This is a genomic window from Bradyrhizobium sp. CCBAU 25360, assembly GCF_028128695.1.
In the GTDB taxonomy this organism is placed as follows: Bacteria; Pseudomonadota; Alphaproteobacteria; order Rhizobiales; family Xanthobacteraceae; genus Bradyrhizobium; species Bradyrhizobium ottawaense.
In genome coordinates, this window is the sequence record NZ_LBJA01000040.1 from 396,826 (window position 1) to 418,352 (window position 21,527).

Annotated in this window: 19 protein-coding genes and 1 tRNA gene; 12 read left to right on the plus strand and 8 right to left on the minus strand. The window is 66.2% G+C overall.

Annotated elements, in window-relative coordinates:
- The first annotated feature begins 90 nt into the window (after positions 1-90).
- Entirely contained in the window at positions 91-681 is a 591-nt protein-coding gene (locus XH81_RS21345; protein ID WP_028139329.1) for a thermonuclease family protein, read from the plus strand.
- 56 nt (positions 682-737) lie between these two features.
- Here XH81_RS21345 and XH81_RS21350 read toward each other — a convergent pair whose 3' ends face one another.
- Positions 738-1,253: a L,D-transpeptidase gene (locus XH81_RS21350; RefSeq protein ID WP_028139328.1), complete on the minus strand. Its 516-nt coding sequence runs from the start codon at positions 1,251-1,253 to the stop codon at positions 738-740.
- Positions 1,254-1,687: 434 nt separating this feature from the next.
- Positions 1,688-3,634 (minus strand): acetate--CoA ligase, encoded by a 1,947-nt coding sequence (gene acs / locus XH81_RS21355; RefSeq protein ID WP_028139327.1) that lies wholly within the window; start codon positions 3,632-3,634, stop codon positions 1,688-1,690.
- 399 nt (positions 3,635-4,033) lie between these two features.
- On the opposite strand from acs, the gene XH81_RS21360 reads away from it, so the two are divergent.
- Positions 4,034-5,203: a DNA topoisomerase IB gene (locus tag XH81_RS21360; protein ID WP_028139326.1), complete on the plus strand. Its 1,170-nt coding sequence runs from the start codon at positions 4,034-4,036 to the stop codon at positions 5,201-5,203.
- Between the two features lie 108 nt (positions 5,204-5,311).
- Here the strand turns inward: XH81_RS21360 and XH81_RS21365 are convergent, their stop codons facing one another.
- Positions 5,312-5,767 (minus strand): SRPBCC family protein, encoded by a 456-nt coding sequence (locus tag XH81_RS21365; RefSeq protein ID WP_028139325.1) that lies wholly within the window; start codon positions 5,765-5,767, stop codon positions 5,312-5,314.
- A gap of 101 nt (positions 5,768-5,868) precedes the next feature.
- On the opposite strand from XH81_RS21365, the gene XH81_RS21370 reads away from it, so the two are divergent.
- Positions 5,869-6,948 carry an adenylate/guanylate cyclase domain-containing protein gene (locus XH81_RS21370; protein ID WP_028139324.1) on the plus strand — a complete coding sequence of 360 codons (1,080 nt, stop codon included), beginning with the start codon at positions 5,869-5,871 and terminating at the stop codon, positions 6,946-6,948.
- 218 nt (positions 6,949-7,166) lie between these two features.
- Here XH81_RS21370 and XH81_RS21375 read toward each other — a convergent pair whose 3' ends face one another.
- From XH81_RS21375 to tsaD, 3 genes are all read right to left on the minus strand, one after another.
- Positions 7,167-7,580 (minus strand): EVE domain-containing protein, encoded by a 414-nt coding sequence (locus XH81_RS21375; RefSeq protein ID WP_028139323.1) that lies wholly within the window; start codon positions 7,578-7,580, stop codon positions 7,167-7,169.
- Positions 7,581-7,697: 117 nt separating this feature from the next.
- Entirely contained in the window at positions 7,698-8,678 is a 981-nt protein-coding gene (locus XH81_RS21380; protein ID WP_028139322.1) for an NAD(P)H-dependent glycerol-3-phosphate dehydrogenase, read from the minus strand.
- Between the two features lie 2 nt (positions 8,679-8,680).
- On the minus strand, positions 8,681-9,754 hold the full coding sequence (tsaD, locus tag XH81_RS21385; RefSeq protein WP_028139321.1) for a tRNA (adenosine(37)-N6)-threonylcarbamoyltransferase complex transferase subunit TsaD: 1,074 nt from the start codon (positions 9,752-9,754) through the stop codon (positions 8,681-8,683).
- Between the two features lie 150 nt (positions 9,755-9,904).
- Between tsaD and XH81_RS21390 the strand changes: the two genes are divergently transcribed.
- The 6 genes from XH81_RS21390 to XH81_RS21415 all read left to right on the plus strand — a co-directional run bounded on the left by XH81_RS21390 (position 9,905) and on the right by XH81_RS21415 (position 16,165).
- Entirely contained in the window at positions 9,905-10,651 is a 747-nt protein-coding gene (locus tag XH81_RS21390) for a uroporphyrinogen-III synthase (RefSeq protein ID WP_028139320.1), read from the plus strand.
- Positions 10,652-10,716: 65 nt separating this feature from the next.
- The gene (locus XH81_RS21395) at positions 10,717-11,952 is read left to right on the plus strand and encodes a COG4223 family protein (protein ID WP_028139319.1); all 1,236 of its coding nucleotides are present in this window, start codon (positions 10,717-10,719) and stop codon (positions 11,950-11,952) included.
- 36 nt (positions 11,953-11,988) lie between these two features.
- Positions 11,989-13,737, plus strand: coding sequence for a heme biosynthesis protein HemY (locus tag XH81_RS21400; RefSeq protein ID WP_028139318.1), 1,749 nt, complete (start codon positions 11,989-11,991; stop codon positions 13,735-13,737).
- Between the two features lie 100 nt (positions 13,738-13,837).
- Positions 13,838-13,913 (plus strand) — tRNA-Thr (locus tag XH81_RS21405).
- Between the two features lie 104 nt (positions 13,914-14,017).
- Positions 14,018-15,664, plus strand: a complete 1,647-nt coding sequence (locus XH81_RS21410) for a hypothetical protein (protein WP_028139317.1) — start codon at positions 14,018-14,020, stop codon at positions 15,662-15,664.
- A 108-nt stretch (positions 15,665-15,772) separates the two neighbouring features.
- The gene (locus tag XH81_RS21415) at positions 15,773-16,165 is read left to right on the plus strand and encodes a hypothetical protein (protein WP_028139316.1); all 393 of its coding nucleotides are present in this window, start codon (positions 15,773-15,775) and stop codon (positions 16,163-16,165) included.
- Positions 16,166-16,239: 74 nt separating this feature from the next.
- Here XH81_RS21415 and XH81_RS21420 read toward each other — a convergent pair whose 3' ends face one another.
- Complete coding sequence (locus XH81_RS21420) at positions 16,240-17,295, minus strand: polysaccharide deacetylase family protein (protein WP_028139315.1); 1,056 nt, start codon at positions 17,293-17,295, stop codon at positions 16,240-16,242.
- Positions 17,296-17,548: 253 nt separating this feature from the next.
- Here XH81_RS21420 and XH81_RS21425 point away from each other — a divergent pair, with 253 nt between their 5' ends.
- A complete protein-coding gene (locus XH81_RS21425; protein ID WP_028139314.1) occupies positions 17,549-17,872 on the plus strand; it encodes a hypothetical protein in 324 nt (107 codons plus the stop codon).
- Between the two features lie 171 nt (positions 17,873-18,043).
- Positions 18,044-18,259, plus strand: a complete 216-nt coding sequence (locus XH81_RS21430; protein WP_028139313.1) for a hypothetical protein — start codon at positions 18,044-18,046, stop codon at positions 18,257-18,259.
- Positions 18,260-18,291: 32 nt separating this feature from the next.
- Here the strand turns inward: XH81_RS21430 and XH81_RS21435 are convergent, their stop codons facing one another.
- A complete protein-coding gene (locus tag XH81_RS21435) occupies positions 18,292-19,980 on the minus strand; it encodes an MFS transporter (RefSeq protein ID WP_028139312.1) in 1,689 nt (562 codons plus the stop codon).
- A 146-nt stretch (positions 19,981-20,126) separates the two neighbouring features.
- Between XH81_RS21435 and XH81_RS21440 the strand changes: the two genes are divergently transcribed.
- Positions 20,127-21,500 carry a hydrolase gene (locus XH81_RS21440; RefSeq protein WP_028139311.1) on the plus strand — a complete coding sequence of 458 codons (1,374 nt, stop codon included), beginning with the start codon at positions 20,127-20,129 and terminating at the stop codon, positions 21,498-21,500.
- Positions 21,501-21,527 lie beyond the last annotated feature (27 nt).

A 21,527-nucleotide genomic window follows, 5' to 3' on the forward strand; every position in this document is an offset into this window, starting at 1 on the left:
CGACATATTCGACGATGGAATTTTCCTGCATGGTTCCGCTATGTGCGCGCTCGTGCTTTGAGTTCCCCCGTCTCTGTCCTAGCGTGATTGATGCCTTTCCGGGATCGACCTAATTCCTATCGGCCGCAGTTCGGCGGCTCGCCGTTCGGTCGGCGCTTCTCCGGATTATTGCCGTGGATGTTCGTGGTGGGCATCGCGCTGGCCGTCGTACTCACCTTTCGCCATGGAATGGGCTGGCTTGTTCCTGATGCCGATGGCGACCGCACGCGGAATGCCGAGATCGTTCTCGAGCAGGCGGGCCATCCCGATGTTCGCGAGCCGGTGGACGTCATTCGCACCATCGACGGCGACACCTTTCTCGCGCGTGTTCGTCAGCGCGGCGGCCGCGATCTCGTCGTGCGGGTTCGGTTGCGCGGCATCGACGCGCCCGAGATGAAAGCGTCTTGCCGGGAGGAGCAGGACAAGGCCGAAGCCGCGGCCCGCGCGTTGCGCGATCTGCTCGGTCAGGGCGACGTGACGATCACCAATCTCGGCCCCGACAAATACGGCCGCGTTCTCGCCGACGTCGCGACCCGGCGGACTGCGAACGTTGCGGCGGCATTGCTCGCCGGCGGTTTTGCGCGAAGCTACACTGGCGGCCATCGCGACGGCTGGTGCACGCGCGGCTGGCGCTTCTGGTAACAAAAAAGCCGCGTTCGGGGACGCGGCCTTTTCCTGTCTTGCCTTGATCCCGGCGATCAGCGCGTCACGACCACCGTGGTGCCGACCGAGACGCGGCCATAGAGATCGGTGATGTCGTCGTTGAGCATGCGGATGCAGCCATAGGAGACGAAGCCGCCGATCGAGCCCGGCACGTTGGTGCCGTGGATGGCGTATTCACCGCCGGCCAGCGTCATCGCCGCAACGCCCATCGGGTTGCGCGGCGAGCCGCCCGGAATCATGTCGGGAATGCTCGGCTTGTCACGCTTGACCTCGGCCGGCGGTGCCCAGGCCGGGTTGCGATATTTCCCGTCAATGCGGGTAGTGCCGGCCCATTGCTTGCCGGACTTGCCGACGCCGACCGGATAGCGCACGGCGTGGCCGTTATCGAGGATGAGATAGAGCCTCCGCTCGCTGGTTTTGACCACGATGGTGCCCGGCGAATAGTCGGCCAGATGCGCCCCCACCATTTCCGGCCGCGCCTGCGCCGCCGTCGACATCAAGACCCCTGCCCCGATGGTGGCGGCCAGCGCCGCCGCAATCCTAATCGACATCGATTTTCCCCTAAGCCCGAACGGATCGTCCAAAATTACGCGGAACCGGCAATTGCCAGCTTGCCACGTCCTTGTCAGGGGACATTCTTAACCGCGCCCTTTAACCGGTTGGTTTCCAAGCACGGCTGCCAAGGGCCAGCCAGCAGGGGGAACAAAGGAAATGTTCGAAATAAAGTAAATGACCTGAAAACAACACTCGGCGGGAAAGATGTAGCCGCACCGGCACGCGCGCTGACGAGTGCGTGAGGATGTGAACGGCTGTTGTTTACCGGAGGGTCGACGACAAACGCGGTCTCGTGTCCCGGACAAGGCGCAGCGCGTCGCGCCGCGACGCAGAGCCGGGACCCAGTTCTTTGCGCTGGGATGGATGGGCCCCGGCTCAGCAGCGCACCGCGACGTGCGCGCTGCGCTGCGTCCGGGGCAGGAGAGCAAGCTTACGCCGACTTCTTGTTCTGCCGGTTCCTGACGAGATCGTCGACCACGGCGGGATCGGCCAGCGTCGAGGTGTCGCCCAGGCTGCCCGGCTCATCCTCGGCGATCTTGCGCAGGATGCGGCGCATGATCTTGCCGGAGCGGGTCTTGGGCAGGCCCGGCGCAAACTGGATCTGGTCCGGGGATGCGATCGGGCCGATCTCCTTGCGCACCCAGGTGACGAGTTCCTTGCGCAGGTCGTCGGTCGGCTCGATGCCGGCCATCAGGGTGACATAGGCGTAGATGCCCTGGCCCTTGATGTCGTGCGGGAAGCCGACCACGGCAGCCTCGGAGACTTTCTCATGCGCCACCAGCGCGCTCTCGACTTCCGCGGTGCCCATGCGATGGCCGGAGACGTTGATAACGTCGTCGACGCGGCCGGTGATCCAGTAATAGCCGTCGGCATCGCGGCGGCAGCCGTCGCCGGTGAAGTACTTGCCCTTATAGGTCGAGAAATAGGTCTGCTCGAAGCGGGCATGGTCGCCGTAGACCGTGCGCATCTGGCCGGGCCAGGACCGCGTCAGGCAGAGATTGCCCGAGGTCTCGCCGTCCAGCACCTTGCCGTCGGCGTCGACGATCTCAGGCACCACGCCGAAGAACGGCTGCGTCGCCGAGCCCGGCTTGAGCTTGGTCGCGCCCGGCAGCGGCGTGATCAGGATGCCGCCGGTCTCGGTCTGCCACCAGGTGTCGACGATCGGGCAGCGGTCGTCGCCGACGACGCGGTGATACCACTCCCACGCTTCCGGATTGATGGGCTCGCCGACCGAGCCGAGCAGGCGGAGCGAGGCGCGCGATGTCTTCTTCACGGGCTCGTCGCCCGACTGCATCAGCGCGCGGATCGCGGTCGGTGCGGTGTAGAAGATGTTGACCTTGTGCTTGTCGATGACGTTCCAGAACCTGGAATTATCCGGGTAATTCGGCACGCCTTCGAACATCAGCGTCGTCGCGCCATTGGCGAGCGGCCCATAGAGAATGTAGCTGTGGCCGGTGACCCAGCCGACGTCGGCGGTGCACCAGTAGATGTCGCCGTCGTGATAATCGAAGACGTATTGATGCGTCATCGAGGCGAACACGAGATAGCCGGCGGAGGTGTGCAGCACGCCCTTGGGCTGGCCGGTCGAGCCTGAGGTGTAGAGGATGAACAGCGGGTCCTCGGCGTGCATGTGCTCGACCGGGCATTCCGTCGTCACCATCGCCGCCGCCTCGTGATACCAGAGGTCGCGCGTCGGGTTCATGTCGATCTTGCCGCCGGTGCGCTTGACCACCACGACCCAGTCGACGTCGTCGGCCTTGGCGAGCGCGGCGTCGACGTTGGCCTTCAGCGGCACCTTCTTGCCGCCGCGCAGGCCTTCGTCCGCGGTGATGATGATCTTGGATTTGCAGTCATTGATGCGCTGGGCGAGGCTGTCCGGCGAGAACCCCGCGAACACCACGGAGTGGATCGCGCCGATGCGCGCGCAGGCGAGCATCGCATAGGCCGCTTCCGGAATCATCGGCAGGTAGATGGTGACGCGGTCGCCCTTCTTGACGTTGCGGGTGCGCAGGATGTTGGCCATCCGGCAGACCTCGTCGTGCAGCTCCTGGTAGGTGATATGCTTGGACTGCGAGGGATCGTCGCCTTCCCAGATGATCGCGGTCTGGTTGCCGCGCTTGGCGAGATGGCGGTCAATGCAGTTGTAGGCGACGTTGAGGATGCCGTCCTCGAACCATTTGATCGAGATGTTGCCGGGCGCGAACGAGACGTTCTCGATTTTCGTCGGCGCGTGCATCCAGTCGATGCGCTTGGCCTGCTCCGCCCAGAAACCATTCGGGTCCGAGATCGAGCGAGCGTACATCTCCTTGTACTTGGCCTGGTCGACCCAGGCGCGCTTCGCCCACTCCGCCGGGACGTCGTAGATCTTCTCGGACATGCTTCCCTCCACATACGGCAGGCCGAACGCTAGCGACCGGCGAGCCGACTTGATCATTGACTGATTATGCGTCGGGCTAACCGGGCCCGACAAGGAGCACAAGCTGGACCTTCGGCGGGCGGCCGGCCATGCGGAGGATCAAGGCCACCTGCTGTGACTGTCGCAGATCTGAAACAAGCCGGCGGGCGGCTTTCGGGGCCTTGCCCAGCTCCGCGGAACAGGCCGGCGCAGGGGCCCCATGCATTAATGGAGGTATTTAGAAACCACCCTCGCCGATTCGGGACTCGCAATAGTGTTCGGAACACCCTAAATGGCCAACCCGGGTCCGAAGAGACCCTTCGGAACAAAAATCAGAACAGCGGCATTGACCGGTAACAGACAGGGCTAAGGCATAAGACTATGATGGATCAGCAGAATCTCGGGACGATACGGCCCGCTTCAGCCGATCCTGCGGCCATTGCACTGGCCAAAGCCCTCGGACAATGGCCGAAACCCGCCGCTTTCAGGCGTCCTAGCCCGAAGAAGGCCTTCGACACGGCGCCCGCGGCGACGGTCGAAGCGCTTGCCAAGGAGCTCGGCCTGCGGCTCGGCGACCAGAACGAGCTGACCATCCGCCGCATCCGGCGCGGCAAGGGCTATTCCTTCGTGCGTCCCAATGGCGCACATATCCGCGACGCCCGCACCATCCGCCGGCTGCACGCCATGGCGGTGCCGCCGGCCTATCGCGAGGTGCGCTACTCCGCCGATCCGAGCTTGCATCTCCAGGCCGTGGGCCGCGATGCCGCAGGCCGGCTGCAATATCGCTATCACGCCGATTGGGAGAAGGTCCGCGAGCACCGCAAGGCGCATCGTCTGGAAAAGCTCGTCGGCGCGCTGCCAAAGATCCGGCGCAAGGTCTCGGCGTTCCTGTCGGGCGACGAGCCGACGCGTGAATTCGCGCTCTCGGCCGTGATCGAGCTGATCGCGCGCACTGCGATCCGTCCGGGCAATGAATCCTATGCCCGCCTCAACGGCACCCGCGGCGCCACCACGCTGCTGAAGTCGAACGTCACGCTTGAGGACGACAGCTTCGTGCTGACCTTCAAGGCGAAGGGCGGCAAGGCGGTGCGCAAGGAGTGCGATGCGGCCAAACTGGTGCGCGCCATCGGCATTTTGCAGGGCGTCCCCGGCAAGCGCATGTTCCAGTATCGCGATGCCTACGGCATTGTGCGCGCGGTCAACACCACGCAGGTGAACGCGTTCTTGCGCGAGATCGCCGGCATCAAGATTTCGCTGAAGGATTTCCGTACGCTGATGGCGTCTGCCGTCGTCGTGGAATCGCTGTCGCGAATCACGCCGGCGACCAGCCAGCGCGGCCGCAAGAAGCAGGTGCTGGACGCGATCCGCGCCGCAGCCGACAAGCTCTCCAACACGCCGGCGATCTGCCGCAAGAGCTACGTCCACGACACCATCGTCACCGCGTTCGAGGACGGCATCCTCGAGCGCTTCGCCGCGACCATGAAGGGCCAGCGCTCGCAGGCGAGGCGCGAGCAGCTTCTGGCGCAGGTGGTGGCGACAGCCGCGGTGTAACGACACTGCCGTAGGGTGGGCAAAGCGAAGCGTGCCCACCATTTCTGTTGCGGTGTTGGGGTAGATGGTGGGCACGGCGCAAGTGCGCCTTTGCCCACCCTACGAGAGCTACGACTTGGGCGAGACGCCGTTGTCGGGACCGGGATCGCCGCCTGCGGCTGCGGTCGTGAGCCGTTCCATATAATGCGCCCACCCCGTCGCGTGCGCGGCGGCCTGCGCTTCGCTTGGCAGGCCGCTATGGGTCATGCGCAGCAGCGTGCCGCCGTCGCGCTCGATCAGGTCGATCTCGATCAGGCTCGAGCCGGGCGGTACCTCCTGGCCGCCTTCCCATCCGAACGTGTAGGCCAGACGATGCACCGGCACGACCTCGCGGAAGGCGCCGCGGGCGACGCCGCTGCGGGGGCCGATGCCCTTGAGCAGATAAAGCCCGCCGGGATGCGGCTCCGTGGTGGCATCGGAGCCCATCCAGCTCAGGATTTTCTCGGGGTCGGTCAGATAGGCGAAAACGGTGGCACGTGGTGCCGCGATCTGGGTCTCGCGTCGCACTATGAACGGTTCGGTCATCGGCGATCATCCCTTCGCTGCCATTGGCACATGGCGGTGCCAAAGCGGCGCGTCAAGGATTGCCCGTGACAAGGGCGGCCCGCCTTGGCCATGATCGAGCCATGCAGCTCTCCCCGACCCTCGCCTGGCTTGTCGATGCCGCTTCGGATAGTGCCGGAGCTGATCGCCTGCTTGCGGAACTCGCCGCCCATCTGGTCGCCGACGGCGTGCCGCTTGCGGGGGGCGCCCTGACGCTGGAGGTGCCGCATCCGCTGATCGCGAAGCGGACCTGGTTGTGGCGTGCAGACAGCGGCCAGGTGATCGAAGCACTCGGCTTCGCGCCGGGCGGATTGGCGCCCGATCCGCCCAACGATGCCGGTCGCCGCTGGCTGCGCGACATCGCGCGCGGCGACGTCCACGAAGACATCGCCGGACGTCCAGATGGGCCGCAGCTTTGCTGGATCGGGCCGCGTCCGTTCACCGCGGACGACATCGGGCAATTGCGCCAGGCCGCGCGTTTTGCCGCGACGCCCCTCGCCGTGCTGGCCGCGCGCGCCACGTTGCGCGCGACGTTAGATGCCTATCTCGGCAAGCGGAGCGCGGAGCGGGTGCTGGCGGCACCTCTGCGCCGCGATCTCGGCGAGACCATTCAGGCCGCGCTGCTCTATGCCGACCTCCGCAACTTCACGACGTTGTCGGAAACCTCTCCGCCTGCGCAGGTCATCGCCGCGCTCGATGCTTGGTTCGATCGCATCGCCGGCGCTGTCCACGCCTTTGGCGGCGAGGTGCTGAAATTCATCGGCGACGGCGTGCTCGCGATCTTTCCGGTGGTCGAGGCATCGCCCCGCCGCGCGTGCGATGCCGCCCTGCGTGCCGCAGGCGCGGCCGAGGCCGGCATGGTCTATCTCAACAAGGAGCGCGGCGCTCAAGGGTTGTCGCCGCTGGCATTCGGTGCCGCACTTCATCTGGGCGAGATGCTGTGGGGCAATATCGGCGCCGCCAACCGGCTCGACTTCACGGCGATCGGTCCCGCCGTCAATCTCGCCAGCCGGCTCGAGGGATTGTGCAAGTCGCTGGGGCGGACCGTGCTGGTGTCGGGCGCGCTCGCCGCCGAGACGGACATGCCGCTGATCGCGCTCGGATCGCATTCGCTGCGCGGCATTGCTGCGCCATGCGAGGTGTTTGCGCTGCCGGAGATGTGAGCGCGGGTATTGCAGGTCGTTGTGCGATGGCCGTGCCAAACTCTCGGTGTCGTCCCGGCGAAGGCCGGGACCCATAACCACCAAATTATATTGTAGCACGCGCTGGGAACCCCGAGTCCTCGCAAAACGATTGCTGCGGAGTATGGGTCCCGGATCTACGCGCGCCTAAGAGCGCGCTTGTCCGGGACGACGGCGGAGAATTAAGGCCGCACCTGCGGCTAAACCCCGCCCATCTTGCAGACGAGCTTCCACTCCTCGGCCGTCACCGGCTGCACCGACAGGCGCGAATATTTCACCAGCGCCATGTCGGCGAGTTTCTTCTCGGCCTTGATCGTCGCCATCGTCACCGGCGTCTTCAACGGCTTGTCGGCCTTGATATCGACGCAGACGAATTTCTCGGTCTTGTCGGTCGGATCGGGATAGGCCTCCTTGATGATCTCCGCGATGCCGACGATCTCCTTGCCCTCGTTGGAATGATAGAAGAATGCCTTGTCGCCCTTCTTCATGGCGACGAGGTTCTGGCGCGCGGTATAATTGCGCACGCCGGTCCAGGCCTCGCCCTTGGCGCCCTTTTCCACCTGCTGGTCCCAGGACCACACCGATGGTTCGGATTTCACCAGCCAGTAGTTCATCGCGCGTGCCCTATCCATTCGTCATGGCCGGGCTTGTCCCGGCCATCCACGTCTCTGCCATCAATTCAATATCAAGACGTGGATGCCCGCGACAAGCGCGGGCATGACGAGAAGACGTCATTCCTCTGCCTTGAAGGGGCGCGTCATCAGTCCCGAGATCGCGGCGTCGATCGTGCTCCGGCCGCTCAGGATCGACGCGACGGCTTCTGACACCGGCATCTCGACGTTTTGCGAAGCTGCGAGTTCGATCAGCACCGGCGCGGTGAACTCGCCCTCGGCAAGCTTGCCCGCAGGCGGCTGCTCGCCGCGGCCCAAAGCAAGGCCAAGGATGAAATTGCGCGATTGCGGGCTCGAGCAGGTCAGGATCAAATCGCCGAGGCCGGACAGGCCGGTGATCGTTTCGCTGCGTGCGCCGAGCGCGCGGCCGAGGCGCGTCAGCTCGGCAAAGCCGCGGGTCGTCAGCGCGGCCTGGGCGGAGGCCCCCAGCTTGCGCCCGACCGCGATGCCGACTGCGATCGCCAGCACGTTCTTGGCTGCGCCGCCGATCTCGACGCCGCGGATGTCCGTGGAGTGATAGGGACGGAACGTCGGTGAGCCCAGGGCCTGCACCAGCGCGCTCGCCAACGTCTCATCGCTTGCCGCCAGCGTCACCGCCGTCGGCAAGCCGCGCGCGACATCGTCGGCAAAGCTCGGACCCGACAGGATCGCGGGCTGGGCGTGCGGCGCGGCCTCAGCGATCACGTCGGTCATGAATTTATGGGTGCCGTGCTCGATGCCCTTGGCGCAGGCGACGATCGGCACCGGCCCTGTCAGATGCGAGGCCAGCATGTTGACGGCGCCGCGCAAATGCTGCGCCGGTGTTGCGATCAGCAACATGCCGGCGCGTGCGGTGAGCGCCAGATCGCTGGTCACGACGATCTCCGGCGCGATCTGCACGCCGGGCAGTCGCGGATTATCGCGTGTCGAGGCGATCCGCGCGGCATGCTCGGCATTGCGTGCCCAGAGCGTGACGCTCCGTCCCGCCCGCGCCGCCACGGTCGCCAGCGCCGTGCCCCAGGCGCCCGCCCCGATCACCGCGACAGATTGGAACGTGGTCATGGCTAGAATCCCGCCCGGGTCTTGCCGTAGCCGGTCGGCGCCGTCGCGTTGGCGTCGAGCAGCCAGCGCGCGCGGGGCTGCGCTTCCATCGTGTCGGTCAGGCCGAGCGCGAGGCGTTCGGCGCCGGCCCAGGCGATCATCGCGCCGTTGTCGGTGCAGAGCGCGGGCGGCGGCATGATCAGTTGCGTCCCGGCTTGCTGTGCGACCTCATCGAGGGCGCCGCGGATCGCCTGATTGGCCGCGACGCCGCCGGCCGCGACCAGGGCACGCGGTGCGCCGAATTTTTCGCGGAACAGTCTGAGGCCGACGCTCAGCCGGTCGGCGGTCGAATCCAGCACGGCGGCCTGAAAGCTCGCGCAGAGATCGCTGACGTCCTGCGGCGTGATCTCGGCTAGCCGGCTCGCTTCAGTGCGGACTGCCGTCTTCAATCCCGACAGCGAGAAATTGGCGTCGGGGCGTCCCTGCATCGGCCGCGGAAACGCAAATCGCGTGGCATCGCCGCCTGCCGCCGCGCGCTCGACCTGCGGGCCGCCGGGATAGGGCAGGCCCAACATCTTCGCGACCTTGTCGAAGGCCTCGCCGATCGCGTCGTCGACGGTGGTGCCAAGCCGTACATACTGGCCGACGCCGGTGACCGCGACGATCTGGGTATGGCCGCCCGAGGCGAGGAACAGGCAGTAGGGAAATTCGATTCCGTCGGTGAGGCGCGGCGTCAGCGCATGCGCCTCCAGATGGTTCACCGCAACCAGCGGCGTGTCGTGCACCATCGCGATCGCCTTTGCGGTGGTGAGCCCGACGATGACGCCGCCGATCAAGCCCGGCCCCGCCGCGGCCGCGACGCCGCCAAGCTGGGCGAAGCCGACGCCGGCCTCCTGCATCGCGCGCTCGATGATGCCGTCGAGCAGATCGACATGGGCACGGGCGGCGATCTCCGGCACCACGCCGCCGAAGCGGGCGTGCTCCTCGATCTGCGACCGCACGATGTTGGACAGGATCCTGCCGCTGCCGTCAGGCGCGCGCTCGACCAGCGCCGCGGCTGTCTCGTCGCAGGTTGTTTCGATGCCCAGTACCAGCATTGGCGAATTGTTATCCAATTTGCGCCCTTGCGCTCATCCGTAAAGCAGAGTTCTGGTACGTCCGGTAGCATTCCGGGGCCAGATTGCGCAATCGCCACGCGCGGCTTCCTCACGAATGCGTGGCCGCCAATCGGTTCGGGAACACCAGCGATGTCCATTCTTGTCACACGGCCGCATCCCGACAATGAGACGACGGCGGAAAAGCTGCGCGCGCGGGGGCTTGCGGTGCTGCTTGCGCCGGTGCTCAAGTTCGAGCCGGTCGCCTTCCATGACGAGAGTGAAGCTCCCTACGGCGCCATCCTCGTCACATCGGCCAACGCAATCCGTGCCGTCGCGCCACAATTGCAGGATCTTGGTCTGTTGGAGCTGCCGTTGTTTGCGGTCGGCGAGCACACGGCTGCTGCGGCGCGCGACGCCGGCTTTGCCGAGGTGATCGTCGCCGGCGGCGATGCCGCGTCCTTGCGCGACAAGGTGATGCAGAGCGCACGCGACAAGGTGCTGAAGAAAAAGAGCACGCTGCTGTATCTCGCAGGCGCGGATCTGTCGCGCGACCTCGGCGGCGAGCTCGGTGCGGAGGGGTTTAGCGTGGTCACACAGACGACCTATCGCATGGCGCCGGTCAAGCATTTGCCGCGCGAGGTCTGCGAGGGCTTTGCCGCTCACGGCGTCGAGGCGGTGCTGCACTACTCCCGGCGCAGCGCCCGGGCGTTCCTGGATGCGGCCAGGGACGAAGGCGTCGAAATCTCGGCGCTGGCTATACCGCAATGCTGCCTGTCCGAGACTGTTGCCAGCGTGCTGCGCGATGCCGGCGCGTCGCAGGTTCTGGTGGCTGCGACACCGGACGAAAATGCCTTATTTACCACCTTGGAGCGTGCGTTGCGCACCCGTTTGGCGTAAGAGGTCGAGCCGAATCCGACGTAATCGGGTCCGTCCCGCGTATGGAAGTGTGAGGAACCGTCACGATGGCCGACGACAAGCCTGAAGACTCAGGATTGGCTCCTGAGTCCGGCCGTGCCAAGCGCACTCCGCCCACCATCGACCTCGAAGCCACCGAAGTCTCGACCCAGCCGCAGGAGGCGGCGGTCGAGCCGGAGGCTCACCTGGAGCCCGAGCGAGCCGCGCACGAGCAGACCAGGGTCGAGGAAGCCAAGTCCGAAGAGATCGAGTCCGAAGAGACCAAGTCCCAGCCGCAGTCTGAACGCGCTGAGGAACAGCCTTCCGTCGCGTCCGCGCCGATGTCGCCCTGGGTCATCGCGCCGTTCTCCGGCGCTGTCGCAGCGGCGGTCGTGATCGCGGTCGGCTGGTTGCTGGGCTGGCCCGCCGTACAGGCGCCGCCGGCCGCCCCGCAAGTCACGAGCGCGACGGTCGATGCGCTGAGCGGTCGCGTTGCGGCAGTCGAAGCCAAGGCCGGCAAGCCCGCCGCCGATCCCGCCATGGCGGCGCGGATCGACGCGCTGGAGAAATCCGCAACCGGCTTGCGCAGCGACGTCGCCAATCTGCGTGCGCAGTCCGACAAGACCGCGAGCACATTGAACGATGCGAAATCGGCGCCGCAAACTGCCGCGCCCGACCTTGCCGCTCTGAGCGACCGCATCGCCCAGCTCGAGCGCGCCAGCAAGACCGAACGTGCCGAGCTTGCGCAGCAGGGCGAGAAGATCGCCGATGCGAAGAGGATGGACGACAAGCCGCTGCGTCATGTGGTGGCGGCGGCCCTGCTCGACGTCGCCGTTCGTCACGGCGATGCTTACGAGTCGCAATTGGCCGCAGCGCGGGCGATGGCGGCAAAGCCCGATGCGCTGAAGCCGCTCGACACCTTTGCCGCGTCCGGCATTCCGACGCCGGTGGCGCTGAGCCGCGAGCTGCTCAATATCGTGCCGAAGCTGTCGCCGCCGGCGGAAGCCCAGACCAGCGGCACGGGCATCGTCGAGCGTCTCCAGGCAGGAGCGTCAAAGCTCGTCCGCATCGAGCGCACCGACGGGGTCGGCAACGATCGCGGCGCCATCGTCGCACGGGTGACGGCAGCGGCGCTGCGCAATGATTTCGTGGAAGCGCGGCGCGAGCTCAAGACGCTGGCCGAGGCCGATCGTGCGCCGGCGCAGGCCTGGCTCGACAAGGCCGATGCCCGCGACGCTGCTCTCGCCGCTTCCCGCAAGTTCGCCGACGATGCCATGGCGGATCTCGTCAAGCCTGCTCAATAAAGCTTCGCGCAACAATCAGCGCGTATAGGGATCGCCATGCTTCGCATCGTCCTCTTCCTTGTCCTGATCGCGCTGGCGGCGGCCGGCGCGGCCTGGGTTGCCGACCAGCCCGGCGATCTCGTCCTGACCGCGGGCAGTTTCCGCGCCTCGACCACGCTTCCCAAATTCGTGTTCCTGCTTGGCCTGTTTGCCGCGGCCGTCGTGCTGGTCTGGAGCATCGTGACGACGATCTGGCGCACGCCGGGGCGTCTGCGCCGCCGCCGCCATGACAAGCGCCACGCGCGGGGCCGCCACGCCATCACCCACGGCCTGCTTGCGATCGGTCATGGTGACACCGCGCTTGCCCGCCGGCACGCGGAAACGGCGCGGCGACATGCCCCGAATGATCCGCTCGCGCTGCTCCTGCATGCGCAGTCAGCGCAGCTCGAAGGCAATCGCGACGAGGCGCAGCGCGTCTTCCGCGCCATGGCCGAGCGCGAGGACACGCGCCTGCTTGGCCTGCGCGGCCTGTTCATCGAAGCGCAGCGCGCCGACGATGCGGTCGGCGCCGTGATGATCGCGGAGGAAGCGATCAAGCTGTCGCCGTCCTCGACCTGGGCCTCGCATGCGGTGCTCGGCTTCCGCTGCGCGCGTGGCGACTGGAGCGGTGCGCTTGCGATCCTCGATTCGAATCTGTCTGCGGGGCAGATCGACAAGCAGACCTATCGCCGGCAGCGCGGCGTCCTGCTCACTGCACGCGCGCTGGAATTGGCAACCATGGACCGCGACGTCGCGCGCGAGAGCGTGATGGAGGCGATCAAGCTGGCGCCGACGCTGGTGCCGGCGGCGGTGCTCGCCGCAAAATTCGAGAGCGAGGCGCATCAGGTGCGCCGCGCCATGAAGCTGGTCGAGGCCGCCTGGATCGCGAATCCGCATCCCGATCTCGCCGATGCCTATGCCCACGTGAAGCTAGGCGATACCGCGTGGCACCGCTTGCAGCGGGTCGAGACGCTTGTGGCCAAGACGTCGGCCGACAAGCCCGGTCATGTCGAGGGCCAGCTCGCGATCGCGCGCGCCGCGATCGATGCCTCCGAGTTCGCTCGCGCGCGCGAGGTGCTCGCGCCTTATGTCAAGGATCCGACCCAGCGCGTCGCGCTGCTGATGGCCGAGATCGAGCGCACCGAGCACGGCGATGGCGGTCGCGCCCGCGCCTGGACCCTGCGCGCGGTGCGCGCCCGTCACGATCCGGCCTGGACTGCGGACGGCTACGTCAGCGACCGTTGGCGCCCGGTCTCCCCGGTCACCGGCCGGCTCGATGCGTTCCAGTGGCAGACCCCGGTCGCGAGCCTGCCTTCGGACAAGGGGACCACGATCGAATCCTCGGCCTTCGAGGAGGCCATGCTGGCGGCCCCGCCGCCGAAGCGGGTGACGGTGGCTCCCAGCGAAGGCCCGGCGGAACCGCCCGTGGCGGCACCAGCATCGGCACCGGCGTCAGTGCCGGCCGCGCAGGACAATTTGCCCCCGATGGCCAAGGACGAGCCGGCCGTTGCGACCGCCGAACCGGTCCAGCCGGCCCCCGAGCCCGCCGAATCACCGCCGCCCGCGGCCACCCCCGTGTTCCGGAGCCGCGCCGACCTCGGCAAACCCGCGCCAGCGCCGATTCCTGCGGTCATCCCGATCGTCCGGGCCCCCGACGATCCCGGGATCGATGACGAGGGTCCGAGCGATGAATTTACGGAACAAATCGGTACACCCAAGGCTCAGGCCGGCGGCTGGCGCGGATTCTGGTCCCGCTGGGGCGCGTGAGCCGCATTTCGAATCCGGCTTGTCCTTGCCAATTCGGGCCATGCCCGATATCAGGAGCGCGCGTATCGGGGCCGGCATCGCCTTGGCCCCGGCAGGGTTCGCCGCAATAGCTCAGTTGGTAGAGCACGTCATTCGTAATGACGGGGTCGGGGGTTCGAATCCCTCTTGCGGCACCAGCGCCTCAGGTTGTCCAGCCCGAAGAGATGGGTAACGCATCGTACCTAAGAGATGGCTGACAACCTCGTGCCGGCCGGGTGTGGGCAATGGGGCAGGCAGGGGCATGGCGAACGGAACGGGGTCCGCGGATCGGAGCGACTGGGTCCGGCTGCCCGGCCTCGTCATCCTTGCGGCGTTGATCACCGCCATCGTCGCCTCCAAATCGCTCGACGCGTCGCGGCTGCACAGCCGGCTGTCCGTTCCGCCGCTCTATGACGACGTCGCCTATTTCGAAGACGCCGTCAGATGGGTGAATGCCTTCGGAAGCCGCGGCGTCGCCGGCAGCGTCTGGGATTTGCTGCATCACCATGCGCCGTTTTCGACGCTGGTGGCGGCCACCGGTTTTTGGTCGTTTCCCGGAAGCTATCTCGGTCCTTATCTCGTTCATGCCGTGATCGTCTTCGGTTTCCTGCTCGGGATCATCTGGCTGGTTCGGCGACGGCCGGTCCTCGAGATCGCATCGTGTCTGATCGCAGCGGTGTGCGTGCCGGTGCTGTGGCACACGATCACGGAAGCGCGTCCCGATCTGCCCTCGGGACTTGCCATCGGTCTTGCCGCCGGTGCCATCGTCTACCGCGGCGTGCTCCGGCGCAGCGCCCGGTCGCTGGCTGGCCTCGGGCTCGCCTGTGCACTCGCCGCCTGCATCAAGCCGACGTCGTTCCCGGCTGCGCTCGCTCTGCTCGGCAGCGCGTTCGCGATCCGGCTGGTCGTCGATTGCATCCAGGCCGGCGGATTGCGCTTGTCGATCAGGACTGCGCTCGGCGCGCTCGTGTGGTTCGTGCTGCCGTTGATCGCGACCACGGCCGCGCTGATCGGGCCCGCGTTGGTCGAGACCGTCACCTACATTCTTATGGTGTTCGTCGGCCAGCGCGACCTCTGGACGACGGGCGAAGGTTTCTGGCCCGGACTGCTACGCTTCTCCATCGGTGGAGAGGGACAGTTCGGCCTGCACTATTGGCTCGCCATCGGGTTGGCCTTGATGCTGCTGCGCTTCGTGCTCGCTGCGATCCAGGGCCGGGCTGCGGTGCTGGATGCCGTCGTTCTGCTCGCGACCGTGCTGATTGCCTATGCCATTCCGTCCGTTGCCGAGATCAAGACCTACTTTTTCGGCGCAATGTTCTACGGGGTGTTCATCGTCGCGATGGTCCTCAATGGCTGCGCCAACATGGCGTCCATGGAATCGCTGCTTGCGCGCACGGCCCTTGCGACGGACATCCGTCGCCATCTGCTGACGGCGGGCCGGGTGCTTGCGCTCGCAATGGCGTTCGCGCTGTTCGTCAAGCACGTTGTGATCGGTCAGCTCAGCGTGGCGACGCCGCTGAGCGCACAGCAGCAGGACAGCATCCGAGCATCGACCGAGCGTCTCTGGTCGCTTCTGCGCGACGTCAAACCGCCGCCCTCGGGGCCGCTTTACGTCGGCTTTTCGAGTCCCTACCCGGTCACGCCCGCGACCATTCAGTTGTATGCGGCGCAGGCGCGGATGAATCTCGTCGTCCGTGGCGAGATGCTGCATCGAACGGCAGCGGCCACCGCAGACGCGCTTCTGCAGTCGAACATCCTCGTCGTCTCAAGCTCGATCCAGCACACGCTGGTCGGACCGCGGGTCGGCGATGATCTCATCGCCCGCATGGACGCGGAAAAGGGCGTCTGCCTGCTCGACAGCATGAGCTTTCCGGATGTGACGCTGCGGGTCTATCGGCGGGCGTGTTGATCGCAGCCGGCCGGTTCGAAATTGCTCCGCGATTGTGTGAGGCCAATCACTTAACCCAGGACACCTTCCCCGTAATGTCCCGGGTACGCCAACACGGGGAGGTTTCACATGCGCAAGATCATTCTGGTTGCCGCCATGGTCCTGGCTTCTGCCTCTGCCCAGGCAGACGGCTCCCGCAGCCTGTCACTGTCCGCGGCGGGCGCTCAGGCCCCTGCTCCACAAACGACGCCGACCGCCGCCACGGCGCAGGTGAGCGAAGTCGCGCCAGCCGCGGAGGCGCCGAAATATTCCGATCGTCCGCCGGCAGTGTCGCTCTCTGCGCCGGCCGCCACGGTCACGCCGGCGGCTCCCGCGGTGACCACGCCCACGACCACCCCGGCGCCGGTCGCGACAACCAAGCCCGCCACCAAGAAAACGGCAAGGGCGGACCAGCCGAAGTCCAAGCGCTGGACCGAGCGCCGCATCATCAGCGAGCTGCACCGCCACGGCATCTATTGGTAAGCCGTTCGCCAAAAGCAAATGGCCGGGCAAAAAGCCCGGCCATGACGCTAGACTTTGGATCGGATCGCTGGCGTTTACTGCGACACCGTCTGCACCACGCTTCCGATCGGACGCGTGTTCGTGCTCGCGGTCGGCACCTTCATGTCCTTCATGATCGCTTCGTCATATTCCGGCAGCGTCTGCAGCGTCGTCTTGGCCTTCATCTGCACGACCTTGTAGCCGCCGGCCTTCAACCGCGCGAGCAGCGTCGGCAGGGCCAGTCCGGTATTCTTCTGGAAATCGTGCATCAGGATGATGCCCTTGCCGAGCTTGTCGAGCCGGGTCATCACCGTCTCGATGATCTTTTCCGGCGTCGCGCCCTTGCGGAAGTCGAAGGAGTCGACGTCGGTCGAGAACATCGCGACGTTGCGGGTGCCGAAATAGCCCACGATCGCCGGATTATGCTGGAGCTGCGGAAAGCGGAAGAACGGCGCGGGGTTGGCACCCAGCGCGAACCTCACCGCGCTGATGCCCTTTTCGACCTCGTCCTTGGCCATCTGCTCCGTCATCTTCTTGCCGTTCAGATTGACGTGCGACCAAGTATGCGTGCCAACCGTATGGCCCTGGGCCAGCACCTGGCGCAGGATCTCCGGATGATAGGTCGCATGCTTGCCGACCGAGAAGAACAGGCCCTTGGTGCATTCATCCGCCAGCGCCTTCAGCACATTCGGCGTGTTCACCGGCCAGGGACCGTCGTCGAAGGTCAGCACGACTTCCTTGTCGGTGAGGAAGTCGAATTGCTTGAAATGATCGAAGCCGAAGCCGGGGCCGCCGGTGGTGTCGATCTCGACCACGCGGGCGACGCCCAGCGCGTTCGGATTGGTGCAGGTCGATTTCTGCTGAACCGGCATGGCCGGGGCGGGCGCGGGTGCCTGAGCAACTGTCGTCGGCTTGGCCGCGATCGTTGCGGTGGTCTCGACGTCATCCCTGGCGGCGAGCTTCGCCGGTGCCGGCAATTGATCGGCGGCACGGGCGGCAATTGTCTTGGGAGCGGCCTGATCGGCGCGCGAGGAATAATAAAACCAACCGCCGGCGGCGATCACGACCGCCGCAACTACACTGGCCAACATCAGGCCCAACGCATTACGCATCGCTATTCTTTCCAATTACGCAACCAAACCGGCGGAATTTCCCGCGCGACGAGCCATTAATGCGAAGTAACAGTTAACGTGACACCAACACGACGGCGGTTGTGGAGGAATTTCAGGGCGGTGCGCCAAAGTGACCGACGTCACAGTCGGGGTGCGGCCCGTGACCATCATCACAGTGGAAACTGTTTTGCTGGAGCATCGTAGCTCCCATCAACAACGGGCACCGTTGCGACGGCGCCAATGGGAGCTTCAAATGACCAAATCTCCTGACACCAAGTCTCTTAACACCAAGTCCTTCTCTGCCAGTCTCCGCGACATCAGCCTGGCGCTCGGCCTTGCCGCCATTGTCTCGCTCGTCTCGACGACCTCGAGCTTCGCCTTCTCGGCCGAGGCGCAGCAGCAGTGCACCGGCGACGCCTTCCGCCTGTGCTCGTCGGAAATCCCCAACATCCCGAAGATCACGGCCTGTATGATGAAGCATCGCTCGGACCTGAGCGTCGGCTGCCGCGCGGTGATGGACAAGGATCTCGCCAAGGGCGCGTCGCGCAAGGTCGCTGACGCCCAGGACAAGCAGTAAGAGCACGCAACACCGTCATCGTTCCGTCGGTTAGCTCCCCTCGCGAATACGCCCCGGCGTCAAGCCGGGGCGACGCGGCGGCGTCATGCGGCCGCCAATAAAGCCGTTGCGGCTGAGGGATCGTCGCACTAGCTTCGCCCGCACATTCTTCCGGGTAAGAGGCATTACGCGATGACCAGATTTCTTTTCATTCTTCTCTTGCTGCTCGGCGCGTCGGTCGCATCCGCGCAGCAGCAGCCGGGCCACGATGCCTGCGCGCGCGATGTCACCCGCTTCTGCCGCGCCGTGATGAACAATGGCGATGGCGCTGTGCTCGCCTGCCTCAAGCAGAACCGCACCAAGCTGAGCAAAGGCTGCGACAAGGTGCTGACCGAGCACGGGCAGTAGTGATTCCCGTGGCCCGGATGGAGCGAAGAAACCTACGTGCTGCTCCCCGCCGCGGTCGCGACCACCGGCAGCACCTCGGCGCTCGCGCGATCTGGCGTCTCATCCTTCCAGCGCACCGAGCCGAACGGACGCTCCAGCATGCGGCGGATCCGCACCGGCTCGGGACCGATATGGAAATCGATCGCCTGCTGATGCAGCGCGCGTTCGGACTGCGTCGAGCGGTTGCGCTGGCGCAGATAGTCGAACCAGGTCGGGCAATGATAGCGCTCGGTCCACAATTCGGGGTCGGCGATGTCGCGGGCGATCGACCAGCCATAGGCGCCGTTACGTTGCCGTGAGAGCTGCACGTCCTGCATCACGTTGTGGAACGCGCGCGCGTTCTCCTGTGACACGCGGTATTCGATCTCGACCACCAGAGGTCCGCTGCGCCCCGTCAGGGACAGTTTCACCTCGGGATCGGCCAGCACGTCGGCATCCTCGTTGCGGGCACCGACGCGCGGCATCGTCAGCCAGATCCCGAGCAGCGGCGAGATCAGCATCAGGCCGGCGGCGGTCAACAATGCGACCTCGACGCCGGCATAGTCGGTGAGATGGCCCCAGCCCCAGGCGCCGATGGCGATGCCGCCGGAGATCGAGGCCTGGAATGCCGCGAGCGAGCGACCGGCGACCCAGCGCGGCGCCGAGAGCTGCACGCCGATATTGAACAGCGCGATCGCGGCCATCCAGACCGCGCCGGCCAGCACCAGCGCAGTTGCCGTCAGCACCGGCTCCGTGCTCAGGGCAAGGGCAGCCATCGCGAACGCCATCGAGATGGTGCAGGCGCGGATCGCGGCCTCGCCGCTCATGCGCTTGCGCAATTCGTGGATGTTGAGCGCGCCGACCACGGCGCCCATGCCGAAGGCCCCCAGCATGATGCCGTAGGTCTGCGCACCGCCATGCAGGAGGTCGCGCGCGACCAGCGGCATCAGCGCCATGATGGCGCCGCCGATCAGGCCCATCACCAGCGTGCGCAACAGCACGATCTTGATCGGCGGCGAATTGGTGATGTAGCGGAAGCCGGAGACCATGGCGCGGTTGAGCTTTTCCCGCGGCAGGCGCGAGGGCTCGGTGTTGCGCCGCCACAGCAGCAGCACCACCAGCAGCGGCAGATAGAGGATCGCGTTGCAGGCAAACGCCGCTACCGCGCCGAGCGCCGCGACGATGACGCCACCGACTGCGGGCCCAAAACTGCGGGCGATGTTGTAGCTGATGCCGTTCAGCGCGACGGCCGAAGGCAGCGCATCGGGCGGCACCTGTTCGTTGACCGAAGACTGCCACGCCGGGCCGAACAGCGCGTTGCCGCTGCCCACCACGAAGCAGAAGGCGAGCAGCGTCTCCGGGCTGATGAGATTGAACCCGGCCAGCACCGTCAGCGCGGTTGCGCCGGTGAGTGCAATCATCAACGAGACCAGGGTGACGATGCGGCGGTCATACATGTCGGCGATGGCGCCGGCCGGCATCGAGATCAGCATGATCGGCAGCATCAAGGCGGTCTGCACCAGCGCCACCTTGTCCGCCGAGGCCGCCATCTGCGTCATCGCCCAGGCTGCACCCACGCCCTGGATCAGGAGGCCGAGATTGGAGAGCAGGCTGGCGAGCCAGATGCGCCGGAACACGGTGTACCGCAGAGGCGCGGTGATGCCGTCGGCGGCGATTCTCTGGCGGTTCGTCTGCTCGGTCATATCCCCTTCCAAACGTGCTGGCAGAATGGTCTTGGAGTGATCTTGGGCGATTCCGGCAAATTCAGTGATGCCTGCGAAAGTCCTTCGCTGTCCAGTGGTTAGGCCGCTATAAGCGGTGCAAAGAGTTGGGTTGCGGGGAGGAACATATGAAGCTGTCGCGACGGACGATCCTGCAGGGGGCAGGCAGCTTGCCTTTCGCAGTTGCGAGCTTGCGGACGGGCGCATGGGCCCAGACCGCGCCCGCCGCGGCGCCTGGCACCGAGGTGCCGCCGATCCTGTTCGTCCACGGCAATGGCGACTACGACGCGCTCTGGATGACGACCTTGTGGCGGATGGAGTCCAACGGCATCGCGCGCGATCGCATGATGGCGATCAACTTCACCGATCCCAATGCGCGCAGCGACGACACGGTCGAGCAGGCGAACCGTTCCTCGACCGAGGACCAGCGCCGCGAGCTCGCCGCTGCCATTGCCGAGTTGAAGCGCCGCACGGGCGCCTCGCGCGTGGCGCTGGTCGGCAGCTCGCGCGGCGGCTATGCGATCCGCAATGTCATCAAGAACGGCGGCGCCAGCGATGTCAGCCATGCCGTCCTGTGCGGCACACCCAATCACGGCGTGTTCGCGACCGACGACCAGCCCAACAACGAGTTCAACGGCCGTGGCGTATTCCTGCGCGGCCTGAACGAGGGCGAGAGCGAGGTGACGCCGGGTGTCGCCTTCCTCACCTTGCGCAGCGACGGCATGGACAAATACGCCCAGGCCGACGGTCGCTTTATCGGCAAGCCGGGCACGCCGACCGGCGTCACCAATGAAGGGCCGGAGCTGAAGGGCGCCACCAATCTCGTGCTCGGCGCACTCGATCATCGCGAAGTGGCGTTCCATCCGCGCGCCTTCCGCGAGATCTACAAATTCATCGCGGGACGCGAGCCCGCGCGAATTGCGATCGTCCCGGAGCCAAGCGTCCGGCTCAGCGGCCTCATCACGGGGACGCCCGGCGGCGTGCCGACCAATCGCCCGGTGGCGGGCGCAACCGTCGATGTCTTCCGCGTCGACCCTGAAACCGGAGAGCGCAAGGGCGGTGCGCTGCACAGCGCGAAGACCGGCGCCGACGGCCGCTGGGGGCCAGCGCAGGTCGATCCCGCCTGGTCGCTCGAATTCGTCCTGGCATCGCCCGAGATGCCGACGACGCATATCTACCGCTCGCCGTTCCCACGCTCATCCGACGTCGTGCATTTGCGCGCCGCGCGCCCGCTGGGGCCGGCCGACAAGGACGCAGGAGCTGTCGTGATCATGTCGCGGCCGAGGGGCTATTTCGGCCTGCCGCGGGACGTGGTGCTGTTCGACGGCAAGGAGCCGGCCGACGTCAAGCCGGGCGTGCCCACGGATGCGGCAGCAACCCTGCGGCTTCCCGCCAGCGAGGTTGGGCGTAACATCGTGGCCGAGTTCGGCGAAGAACGAATTGTGGCGCGCGCCTGGCCGGCCCAGGAGAACAGGATTGCGGTCGCCGAGCTGACTTATTAGCTATTTTGCCTGCGTCACATCTCTCGG

What these genes read in the sequence shown, in the direction of transcription:
- XH81_RS21345 (WP_028139329.1), top strand. Translation starts at nt 91, where the DNA reads ATGCCTTTCCGGGATCGACCTAATTCCTATCGGCCGCAGTTCGGCGGC.
- XH81_RS21350 (WP_028139328.1), bottom strand. Translation starts at nt 1,253, where the DNA reads ATGTCGATTAGGATTGCGGCGGCGCTGGCCGCCACCATCGGGGCAGGG.
- acs (WP_028139327.1), bottom strand. Translation starts at nt 3,634, where the DNA reads ATGTCCGAGAAGATCTACGACGTCCCGGCGGAGTGGGCGAAGCGCGCC.
- XH81_RS21360 (WP_028139326.1), top strand. Translation starts at nt 4,034, where the DNA reads ATGATGGATCAGCAGAATCTCGGGACGATACGGCCCGCTTCAGCCGAT.
- XH81_RS21365 (WP_028139325.1), bottom strand. Translation starts at nt 5,767, where the DNA reads ATGACCGAACCGTTCATAGTGCGACGCGAGACCCAGATCGCGGCACCA.
- XH81_RS21370 (WP_028139324.1), top strand. Translation starts at nt 5,869, where the DNA reads ATGCAGCTCTCCCCGACCCTCGCCTGGCTTGTCGATGCCGCTTCGGAT.
- XH81_RS21375 (WP_028139323.1), bottom strand. Translation starts at nt 7,580, where the DNA reads ATGAACTACTGGCTGGTGAAATCCGAACCATCGGTGTGGTCCTGGGAC.
- XH81_RS21380 (WP_028139322.1), bottom strand. Translation starts at nt 8,678, where the DNA reads ATGACCACGTTCCAATCTGTCGCGGTGATCGGGGCGGGCGCCTGGGGC.
- tsaD (WP_028139321.1), bottom strand. Translation starts at nt 9,754, where the DNA reads ATGCTGGTACTGGGCATCGAAACAACCTGCGACGAGACAGCCGCGGCG.
- XH81_RS21390 (WP_028139320.1), top strand. Translation starts at nt 9,905, where the DNA reads ATGTCCATTCTTGTCACACGGCCGCATCCCGACAATGAGACGACGGCG.
- XH81_RS21395 (WP_028139319.1), top strand. Translation starts at nt 10,717, where the DNA reads ATGGCCGACGACAAGCCTGAAGACTCAGGATTGGCTCCTGAGTCCGGC.
- XH81_RS21400 (WP_028139318.1), top strand. Translation starts at nt 11,989, where the DNA reads ATGCTTCGCATCGTCCTCTTCCTTGTCCTGATCGCGCTGGCGGCGGCC.
- XH81_RS21410 (WP_028139317.1), top strand. Translation starts at nt 14,018, where the DNA reads ATGGCGAACGGAACGGGGTCCGCGGATCGGAGCGACTGGGTCCGGCTG.
- XH81_RS21415 (WP_028139316.1), top strand. Translation starts at nt 15,773, where the DNA reads ATGCGCAAGATCATTCTGGTTGCCGCCATGGTCCTGGCTTCTGCCTCT.
- XH81_RS21420 (WP_028139315.1), bottom strand. Translation starts at nt 17,295, where the DNA reads ATGCGTAATGCGTTGGGCCTGATGTTGGCCAGTGTAGTTGCGGCGGTC.
- XH81_RS21425 (WP_028139314.1), top strand. Translation starts at nt 17,549, where the DNA reads ATGACCAAATCTCCTGACACCAAGTCTCTTAACACCAAGTCCTTCTCT.
- XH81_RS21430 (WP_028139313.1), top strand. Translation starts at nt 18,044, where the DNA reads ATGACCAGATTTCTTTTCATTCTTCTCTTGCTGCTCGGCGCGTCGGTC.
- XH81_RS21435 (WP_028139312.1), bottom strand. Translation starts at nt 19,980, where the DNA reads ATGACCGAGCAGACGAACCGCCAGAGAATCGCCGCCGACGGCATCACC.
- XH81_RS21440 (WP_028139311.1), top strand. Translation starts at nt 20,127, where the DNA reads ATGAAGCTGTCGCGACGGACGATCCTGCAGGGGGCAGGCAGCTTGCCT.